The following is an 8,703-nucleotide window of genomic DNA, read 5'->3' as shown; positions in this document are numbered from 1 at the left end:
GGGCCGCCATCCGGGCGATGTCGGCCGGCCGGTGGAAGTCGTCCGCGTCCGCGAAGGGGACGTCCAGCCGCCCGGCGAGCAGCCGGGCCACCGTGGTCTTGCCCGTGCCGGAGACCCCGATGACCACGACGCACGGGGCGCGGCCGTCGCCGGGCGCCGCCGGGCCTCCCTCCGCCACCGCCTCGCTCCTACGGGAACCGCGGGGCCGGCCCGTCCGAGCCGGCCGGGTACTCCTCCAGCGGCACCAGGTCCCGCTCCCACGCGGACAGCACCGGTTCGAGGACCCGCCAGGCCTGCTCGGCCTCGTCACCGCGGATGGACAGCGCCGGATCGCCGGTCAGCACGTCCAGCAGCAGCCGGCCATAGGCGGGCAGCTCCGCCGGGTCCATCCGCGCGGTCAGCGAGAGCGGGGCCAGCTCGTGCGCCCGGGTGCCGATGCCGGTCAGGTCGAGCGCCAGCCCCTCCGGCTCCAGCTCGAAGCGGAGCACGTTGGGCGCCGCCTCCCCGCCGTGGCCGAACGGCAGGTGGGGCACCGGGCGGAAGCGCACCGCGACCTCCTTGCGGTCCGCGCCGAGCGCCTTGCCGCTGCGCAGCCGGAACCTGGTGCCGGACCAGCGCCAGCTGTTCAGTTCGAGCTCCACCTCGGCGAAGGTCTCGGTGCGGCGCCCGGGGTCGACGCCCTGCTCGTCGGCGTACGCGGGGACGGCGCGGTCGCCGATCCTCCCCGGCAGGTAGCGGGCACGCCGGGTGCGATGCAGCACGTCGTTCTCGGTCAGCGGCCGGACGGAGCGCAGCACGTCCACCTTGCGGTCGCGCAGATCGCGCTCGCCGAGGGTGATCGGCGGTTCCATCGCCACCAGGCAGAGCAGTTGCAGCAGATGGTTCTGGATCATGTCCTTGAGCGCGCCGACGGTGTCGTAGTAGCCGGCCCGGCCCTCCAGGGCGAGGGTCTCGTCCCAGACGATGTCGATCCCGGCGATGTGCGTGCTGTTCCAGATCGGCTCCAGCACCCGGTTGGCCAGCCGGCTGCCGAGCACGTTCTGGACGGTCGCCATGGCCAGGAAGTGGTCGACCCGGAACACCGCCTGCTCCGGCAGCAGGTCGGCCAGCAGCCGGTTCAGCTCCTGGGCGCCGGCCAGGTCCTCGCCGAACGGCTTCTCCAGCACGATCCGGCTGCCGGGCGGCAGGCCGGCCCGGTGCAGGGCGGCGACCGCGGCGGGGAACAGCGCGGGCGGCAGGGCCAGGTAGACGGCGACCGGCCCGTCCCCGGCGACCACCGCGGCCACGTCGGCGGGGTCGGAGACGTCCGCCCGCAGGTACCGGGCCGAGGCGCCGACCCACGCCATGGCCTCGGCCGGACAGTCCCCGCCGTGGCGGTCCAGCTGGTCGGCGGCCCACTCCCGGTACCGCCCGGTGGACCAGTCCTCCCGGCTGGCGCCGGTCAGGCTCAGCCGCTCGCCGAGGTGCCCGCCGGCCCGCAGCGCGGCCAGCGCCGGCAGCAGGAAACGCGCGGTGAGGTCGCCCGTGCCGCCGAAGACGACGAGCCGCTCGATCATCGCCGCACCCCCGCCCTCGCCCGGGCCAGGTTCACACCGCTGGCGGCGATCCCGATGTGGCTGAACGCCTGGGGGAAGTTGCCCATGAACTCTCCTGTGGACGGGTTGATCTGCTCCGACATCAGCCCCAGCGGGCTGGCCCGGGCGCACAGCGAGTCGTACAGCTCCTCGGCCTCCGCCGTCCGGCCCTGGCCGATGAGGTTGTCGACCAGCCAGAAGCCGCACAGCACGAACGCGCCCTCGTCGCCGGCCAGGCCGTCCGGGGACTCCTCGTGCAGGTAGCGGTAGAGCAGCCCGCCGCCGGCGGACAGCCGCTCGGCGACGGCGGTGGCGGTGGCCACCATCCGCGGGTGGTCGATCGGCACCACGTGGCGCAGCGGGAGCGCGAGCAGGCTGGCGTCCAGCACCCCGCCGCCGTCCAGGTGGGCGCTGAGGGTCCTGGCGTCCTCGTCCCAGGACTGCTCCAGGATGAGCCGGCTGAGGTGGTCGGCCGACGCCCGCCAGCGGGCGGGCCCGACCGGCAGGCCGAGCCGGTCGCCGATCTGCGCGGCGCGGTCCAGCGCCACCTGGCAGAGCCCGGCCGAGTAGGTGAACACCCGGCCCTCGCTGCGCACCTCCCAGATGCCCTGGTCGGGCTCGCGCCAGGCCTGTTCGGCGGCGTCGGCGAGGCTCGCCAGGCCGGCCCACAGGGCGGGCTGGATCTCGCCGCCGGCCCGCAGCCACTGGTCGGCGCAGTCCAGGATCTCGCCGTAGACGTCGTGCTGGCGCTGGTCGGCCGCGCCGTTGCCCCAGCGCACCGGGGCGGAGCGCTGGTAGCCCTCCAGTTCGGCGTCCTCGGTCTCGTCCGGCACGGGGCCGCCGCGCAGGTCGTACATGATGCGGGGCCAGCCGCTGTCCTCGAAGGCGTCGAGCACCCAGCCGAGGAAGGCGTCGGCCTCACCCCGGAAGCCGATGCGGCGCAGCGCGAAGACGGCGAAGGCGGCGTCGCGGATCCAGGCGTAGCGGTAGTCCCAGTTGCGGATGCCGCCGATCGGGGCGGGCAGCGAGGAGGTGGGCGCGGCGACCAGGGAGCCGTTGGCCCAGTCGTCGCAGAGCTTGAGGGTGATGGCGGCGCGCCGGACCAGGGGCTCCTGGGGGCCGCCGTAGTCGAAGTGGCGCATCCAGCGGCGCCAGGCGTCGGCGGTGCCGGTCAGCATGGCGTCGGTGTCGACCCGGTGGTGGCGGTGGAAGCGGCCCCAGGAGAGCACCAGGTCGAGCCGGTCGCCCTGGCGCAGGTCGTGGGTGCTGTGCAGGCCTTCGAGGGGCCGGTTGGAGCGCAGGTGCAGACGCAGGCCCTGGCGGCGCAGCGGGCGCAGTTCCAGTCCGCTGAACAGCGCCCGGACGCGGGCGCCGCCGCGCGGCTCCAGTTCCGCCCGGAGCCGGACGTGGCCGTCCAACACCACGGCGGAGCGCACCAGTTCGGAGCGGTCGGCGGGGGCGTTGTCGGTCAGGTCGGCGCCGGAGCGCAGCGCCAGCGCGTCGGTGACGCGCACCAGGCCGGTGCGCGAGCGCAGCTCGGTGACCAGGACGCCGGTGTCGGGTTCGTAGCGCTGCCGGGCCTCGACCAGGTCCTCCGGTGCCAGGGTGAAGTGCCCGCCCCGGGTGCGGTCCAGCAGGGCGCAGAACAGCGGGTCGGCGTCGAACCGGGGCAGGCAGAGCCAGGGGATGGAGCCGTCCAGGCCGACCAGGGCGGCGGTGGTGCCGTCCCCGATGAGGCCGAGGTCCTCCAGCGGCAGGTAGCCCTGCCGCCGGCGGACCGGCCGGAACGGTGGATCGGGGTCGAGCATGCCGCCTCGCTTCCGCAGCGCCGGGGGGGACGGGGGACGGGGGAGGCACGGCTAGAAGGTGATCAGTACCTTCACCACGTCCTCCAGCTTCTTGTCCGCGACCTCGAAGGCCCGTTCCATCTCGTCGAAACGGAACTCGTGGGTCGTCAGGTGGGTGGGGTCGAGGCGCTTGTTCTCCAGCACGCGGAGCAGCCGCTCCATGCGCAGCCGCCCGCCGGGGCAGAGACCGGTGGCGATGGTCTTGTCGGCCATGCCGACGCCCCACTCGACGCGCGGGATGCTGACGAACTCGCCCTCGCCGAAGTAGCCGGTGTTGGAGATCGTGCCGCCGGGCTTGGTGATCCTGACGCAGGTCTGGAAGGTGGCGTCCGCGCCGAGCGCCTCGACGGCGGTGTCGACGCCCTGCCCGTCGGTGAGTTCGAGGACGCGCTCGACGACGTCCTCCTTGGTGAAGTCCACGATCGCGTCCGCGCCGTACAACCGGGCGAGCTTCTGCCGGCCCGGCACCGACTCCACGCCGATGACCAGGCCGGCGCCGAGCAGCCGGGCGCCCGCGGTCACCATCAGGCCGACCGGGCCCTGGGCCAGCACGGCGACGGTGCCGCCCATCGGGATGTTGCCGTGCTCGGCGCCCATGAACCCGGTGGAGAGCATGTCGGCGCAGTAGACGGCCGCCTCGTCGGGGATGCCGTCGGGAATCCTCGCGAGGTTGGCGTCGGCCTCGTTCACGTGGAAGTACTCGGCGAAGACGCCGTCCTTGAGGTTGGCGAACTTGAAACCGCCGAGCGGCGCGCCGGACTGCGAGGGGTAGCCGTTCTGCGAGGACAGGTCGCCCCAGTCGGGGGTGATGGCGCCCGCCAGCACGCGGTCGCCGGGCCGGAAGTCCTTCACCTCGCCGCCGACGGCCTCCACCACGCCGACCGCCTCGTGCCCGAGCGTCAGGTCCTGCCGGGGGCCGATGCCGCCCTTGACGGTGTGGGTGTCGGACGTGCAGATCAGGGCCCGGGTGGTGCGCACCAGGGCGTCGCCCGGACCGAGCCCCGGCACGGGCTTCTCCAGGAAGCCGACGCGCCCGATCTCCTTCATCACGAAGGCCTTCACTGTTCCGGTCCCTCCTGCGGGCGCACCGCCACGGCGGCGGTGCGGTCGGAAACCGCCCCCTCCCCCTGCGGGCGGCGGCGTCGGCCGGCCGCCCGGGCCGCTCCTCCCACCGTCGCCGCAATCGAGCCGGATCGCGACCCGGCCGCCTCGGCGGAGGTGCGTTCCGGTGACATCCGCGCGGGCCGGCCCGGACCGGAGCCACCGTGCCACCCGGCGCGGCGGGGGCGCCTGCTAGCGTCGGACCGCTTGCGGCGGATCGTCGACGACGGAGGGTGCTGTGGAGGACAAGGGCGCGGGACGGGCCTTCATCGGATCGTTCACCTCGGCGGGCGGACGCGGGATCGTGGTGGCGGCGGTGGACCCGAAGACCGGGGCGCTGACGGAGACCGGCGCCGTCGACGCCGCTCCGAACCCGTCCTACCTCGCCCTCGGGCACGCGGAGGGCGGCCCGGTGCTCTACGCCGTCTCGGAGACGCTGCCCGGCGCGGTCGCCGCCTACGACCTGACCGGCCCGCTGCCGCGCCCGCTCGGCGCGCCCGTGGCGGTGCGCGGCGACGAGCCCACCCACCTCGCCCTCGCCCAGGGCCACCTGCTGACCGCCAACTACGGCTCCGGCAGCGTCAGCGCGCTGCCGCTCGCCGCCGACGGCGCGCCGCAGGCCCCGAGCAGCGTGCTGGCCAACGAGGGTGGCGGCCCGGACCACGACCGCCAACTCGGCCCGCACGCCCACCAGGTGCTGCCCGACCCGTCCGGCCGCTGGGTGCTCAACGTCGACCTCGGCACCGACGCGGTGCGGATCCTCGCCCTGGACCCGGCCACCGGCGGCCTGACCCCGCACGGCGAGGCCGCGCTGCCGCCCGGCACCGGCCCCCGGCACCTCGCCTTCCACCCCTCGGGGCGCCACGCGTACGTGCTCGGCGAGCTGGTCCCGACCGTGACCGTGTGCCGCTGGGACGCGGCGGCCGGGGTGCTGGAGCCGGTCGGCGACGCCCCGCTGTTCCCCGACGGCACCGAGGGCCCGGCGTACCCGTCGGCCCCGGTGGTCTCGCACGACGGCCGGCACCTGTGGGTGGCGGTGCGCGGCAGCGACACCGTCGTCGTGCTGGAGCTCGGCGCGGACGGCGAGCGGGCGCACGTGGTGGCCTCGGTGCCGTGCGGGGGCGAGTGGCCGCGCGACCTGGTGCTCGACCCTTCGGGCACCAGGCTCTACGCGGCCAACGAGCGCTCGGGCGACGTCACCTGGTTCGACCTGGACGGCGCGAGCGGCCTGCCCCGGCGGGCGGGCTCGCTGGCGGTACCGGCGGCGTCCACGGTCCTGTTCGGCTGATCCGGCCGGTTCGGCTGGGTCGGCCGGTTCGGCCGGCGTCAGTCGCGGTACACCAGGACGGGGCAGGCGGCGTGCCGGGTGCAGTGCTGGGCCACCGAGCCCAGCAGCATCCCCGAGAAGCCGCCCAGCCCCCGGCTGCCGACCACCAGCAGCGCGGCGTCCCGGGAGGCCTCGATCAGCGCGCCCGCCGGGGAGCCGTAGCGCGCCTCGATCCGCACCTCCACCGGCGGCTGCGGCCCGAGCGCCTCCGCCACGGCCCTGGCGGCCTCCCGGCGCGCCTTGCCGGCGAGCTCCGTCTCGTCGGTGCTCGCCGGCGGGAACCAGCCGCGCGCGCCGTGGAACGTCGGGTACTCCCAGGCGATCACCGCCTCCACCACGCCTCCGGTGAGCTCCGCCTGCCGGGCCGCCCACCGGAGCGCCCGCTTCGACGGCTCCGACCCGTCCACCCCGACCACGATGCGGCCGGTCTCCTCGCGCTGCTCCGCCATGGCTCCTCCTCGCCTCGGCACCCCCGCCCCCAACCCTCCCGCCGATCACCCCCCTCCCGCAGTCCGACAGGGCCGGACGGGGCCCGCCGCGACACTGCGCGACGGCCCGGCCGGGCACTGCGGGGTCGGGTGAGGCGGGCGCAAGGATGGCGAGGGGCACGGCCTCCAGCCACCCGCAGGCCCCGACGGGAACCGCGACGACCGGGCCGAGCGCAGCGGGTCAGGTGAGGCGGGCGCGGATCCGCCAGGAGGAGAGGGCGCACAGGCCGGCCGCGAGGGCGGTGAAGAGCAGGGTCTCCAGCCACTGGAAGGTCCAGTAGCGGTCGGCGGGCTGCTCGGAGACGTCCACGTGGACGTTCCCGCCGGCCAGGCAGGCCGGCATCTCGGTGAGCGACTTGTTGTTGGTGCAGTCCTGGTACCAGTCGGTGTGGCCGACCGGCTCGCCGGCGGAGTCCAGGATCTCGGTGGTCTCCACCACCCACGGCCCGCCGGGCACCCGCAGGCCGCCGATCTCGCCGTAGGTGCCGATCTTCGTCAGGCCGCTGATCAGCGGGGCGGTGAGCGGCACCGTGGTCCTGACCGGGGTCTGGTAGTGCGGGCGGACGAGCGAGGGCACCGCGACCTGGAGCACCGCGAAGACCAGCAGGGTCGCGCCCATCGCGGGCACGGTGTGCCGGATGAACAGGCCGAAGGTCATCCCGAGCGCGACGGCGAAGGCCGCGTAGCCGAGCGGGGCGAGGTTGCGCGCGCCGAACAGCGCCGGTTCGAAGCGGTTGTTCAGGAGGGTGTTCACCGGTCCCGAGGCCCAGGTCAGCGCCAGGCTGTAGACGCCGGTCACCGCCACGCCCAGCAGGCCGACGAAGCCGGCCTTGACCGCCAGCCAGCGGCCCCGGGTCACGCTCTGGTTCCACACCAGCCGGTGGGTGCCCGCCTCCAGCTCGCGGGCGACCAGCGGGGCGCCCCAGAACACGCCGATCAGCCCGGGAACGGCCAGCAGCAGGTAGCCGAGCAGGTCCACCTGGCCGCCGTACTCGTCGGCGACGGCGGCGAGTTGGCCCGCGCAGCCGCCACCGCCCGCGCAGCGCGCGAGGGTGTCGTCGTAGGCGCCGCGGATCCGCGCGCCGAGCACCAGCAGGTACACCGCGAGCAGGACCAGCGCGGCCAGCGCCGCCAGCGTCTGGACGCGGAGCTGTCGCCAGGTCAGCCAGATCACCGGTGGGCCTCCGTCGGCTTCGGAACGGGACGGGAGGTGCCCTCGTTCGCACGGGTCAGGTAGGAGAGGACGAGTTCTTCGAGGTCGACGGCGTCCACCCGCCACGGGCCGGCCGGCAGCGGGCCGCGCTCGGCGCGTACGACCGCGGTGCTCCCGCCGGGCGAGTGCTCGACCCGGATCGGCTCGACCCCGGCGGGGAGGCGCTCGACGTCGGAGCGGGCGCCGGTGATCCGGACGTGCCCCGCCAGCAGGTCCACGACGTCACCGGCCAGCTGGACGCGGTGGTCGGCCAGGACCACCAGGTGGTCGCAGACCCGCGCCACGTCGGGCAGCGCGTGCGAGGAGAGGAGGGCACTGGCGCCGAGCTCGGTGACGGCCTCCAGCAGGTCGTCCAGGAAGCCGGAGCGCGCCAGCGGGTCGAGCGCCGCCGCCGGCTCGTCGAGGATCAGCAGGTCGGGGCGCTTGGCCGCGGCGACGGTGAGCGCCAGCTGGGCGCGCTGGCCGCCGGAGAGCCGGCCCGCCCGGCGCTTCGGGTCCAGCCCGATCCGGGCGATCCGCCGCCGAGCCAGCGCGCCGTCCCAGCCCGGGTTCAGCCGGGCGCCCAGGCGCAGGTGGTCGGCCACGGACAGGTCGCCGTAGACCGGGGTGTCCTGGGCGACGAAGCCCACCCTGGCCAGGTGGGCCGGGTTGGCGGCGGGCTCGGCGCCCAGGACGCGGATCACGCCCTCGGTGGGCTTGATCAGTCCGCAGGACAGGTTCAGCAGCGTCGACTTGCCGGCGCCGTTGGGACCGACCAGGCCGATCACCCGCCCCTGCGGGATGTCCAGGTCGCAGTCGGCCAGCGCCCGGTGGCGGCCGTACCGCTTGCCGAGCCGCACGGCTTGGAGTACCGGTGTCATGGGGGTCGTCCTATCGGGGGTTCGAAGGGGTGTCAGCGGCGCGGGGCACGCCCGGAGCGGTACTTCCTGACGCCCCGGTAGGCCCCGTAGACCACCGCGACGAGCACCGCCAGGTTGAGCGCCCACCAGGCGTAGAGCAGCGGGCCGCGCTCGGTCCTCGCGGCCTCGGCGGCGAGGAGGAGAACGGGGACGGAGGAGGTCGGATCAGCCATGCCCGCAGCCTGCCGCCCGCCCGTGCGCGCCCGCACCGGCCGAAAGGACGGTCCGGCCGCACACGCTCGTACTTTCGGCCG

At 75.3% G+C, this 8,703-nt stretch carries 9 protein-coding genes; 1 reads left to right on the top strand and 8 read right to left on the bottom strand.

Features of this window, described 5'->3' with window-relative positions; translation table 11 throughout:
• From ABD308_RS01870 to ABD308_RS01855, 4 genes are all read right to left on the bottom strand, one after another.
• On the bottom strand, positions 1-178 hold a 178-nt coding region (locus ABD308_RS01870), incomplete at its 3' end, for a shikimate kinase (protein WP_425554672.1).
• A gap of 10 nt (positions 179-188) precedes the next feature.
• Positions 189-1,556 carry a glucose-6-phosphate dehydrogenase gene (locus ABD308_RS01865; protein ID WP_344324435.1) on the bottom strand — a complete coding sequence of 456 codons (1,368 nt, stop codon included), beginning with the start codon at positions 1,554-1,556 and terminating at the stop codon, positions 189-191.
• On the bottom strand, positions 1,553-3,382 hold the full coding sequence (locus ABD308_RS01860; RefSeq protein ID WP_344324432.1) for a glycoside hydrolase family 15 protein: 1,830 nt from the start codon (positions 3,380-3,382) through the stop codon (positions 1,553-1,555). Before ABD308_RS01860 ends, ABD308_RS01865 begins: the two co-directional genes overlap by 4 nt.
• Before the next feature lie 51 nt (positions 3,383-3,433).
• Entirely contained in the window at positions 3,434-4,483 is a 1,050-nt protein-coding gene (locus ABD308_RS01855; RefSeq protein WP_344324429.1) for an NAD(P)-dependent alcohol dehydrogenase, read from the bottom strand.
• A 277-nt stretch (positions 4,484-4,760) separates the two neighbouring features.
• On the opposite strand from ABD308_RS01855, the gene ABD308_RS01850 reads away from it, so the two are divergent.
• On the top strand, positions 4,761-5,810 hold the full coding sequence (locus ABD308_RS01850; RefSeq protein WP_344324426.1) for a lactonase family protein: 1,050 nt from the start codon (positions 4,761-4,763) through the stop codon (positions 5,808-5,810).
• A 38-nt stretch (positions 5,811-5,848) separates the two neighbouring features.
• Here the strand turns inward: ABD308_RS01850 and ABD308_RS01845 are convergent, their stop codons facing one another.
• The 4 genes from ABD308_RS01845 to ABD308_RS01830 form a co-directional block, all read right to left on the bottom strand.
• The gene (locus tag ABD308_RS01845; protein WP_344324423.1) at positions 5,849-6,298 is read right to left on the bottom strand and encodes a universal stress protein; all 450 of its coding nucleotides are present in this window, start codon (positions 6,296-6,298) and stop codon (positions 5,849-5,851) included.
• Positions 6,299-6,518: 220 nt separating this feature from the next.
• A complete protein-coding gene (locus ABD308_RS01840; protein ID WP_344324420.1) occupies positions 6,519-7,511 on the bottom strand; it encodes an ABC transporter permease in 993 nt (330 codons plus the stop codon).
• Positions 7,508-8,410, bottom strand: a complete 903-nt coding sequence (locus ABD308_RS01835) for an ABC transporter ATP-binding protein (protein ID WP_344324417.1) — start codon at positions 8,408-8,410, stop codon at positions 7,508-7,510. The genes ABD308_RS01840 and ABD308_RS01835 overlap by 4 nt, the downstream gene beginning before the upstream one ends.
• Positions 8,411-8,442: 32 nt before the next feature.
• The gene (locus ABD308_RS01830) at positions 8,443-8,622 is read right to left on the bottom strand and encodes a hypothetical protein (protein ID WP_344324414.1); all 180 of its coding nucleotides are present in this window, start codon (positions 8,620-8,622) and stop codon (positions 8,443-8,445) included.
• Positions 8,623-8,703 lie beyond the last annotated feature (81 nt).

It is taken from the genome of Kitasatospora putterlickiae, assembly GCF_039527695.1.
In the GTDB taxonomy this organism is placed as follows: domain Bacteria; phylum Actinomycetota; class Actinomycetes; order Streptomycetales; family Streptomycetaceae; genus Kitasatospora; species Kitasatospora putterlickiae.
The sequence above is the reverse complement of the archived record's forward strand: the minus strand, read 5'-3'. Positions and strand labels throughout refer to the sequence as shown.

What these genes read in the sequence shown, in the direction of transcription:
- ABD308_RS01865 (WP_344324435.1), bottom strand. Translation starts at nt 1,556, where the DNA reads ATGATCGAGCGGCTCGTCGTCTTCGGCGGCACGGGCGACCTCACCGCG.
- ABD308_RS01860 (WP_344324432.1), bottom strand. Translation starts at nt 3,382, where the DNA reads ATGCTCGACCCCGATCCACCGTTCCGGCCGGTCCGCCGGCGGCAGGGC.
- ABD308_RS01845 (WP_344324423.1), bottom strand. Translation starts at nt 6,298, where the DNA reads ATGGCGGAGCAGCGCGAGGAGACCGGCCGCATCGTGGTCGGGGTGGAC.
- ABD308_RS01835 (WP_344324417.1), bottom strand. Translation starts at nt 8,410, where the DNA reads ATGACACCGGTACTCCAAGCCGTGCGGCTCGGCAAGCGGTACGGCCGC.
- ABD308_RS01830 (WP_344324414.1), bottom strand. Translation starts at nt 8,622, where the DNA reads ATGGCTGATCCGACCTCCTCCGTCCCCGTTCTCCTCCTCGCCGCCGAG.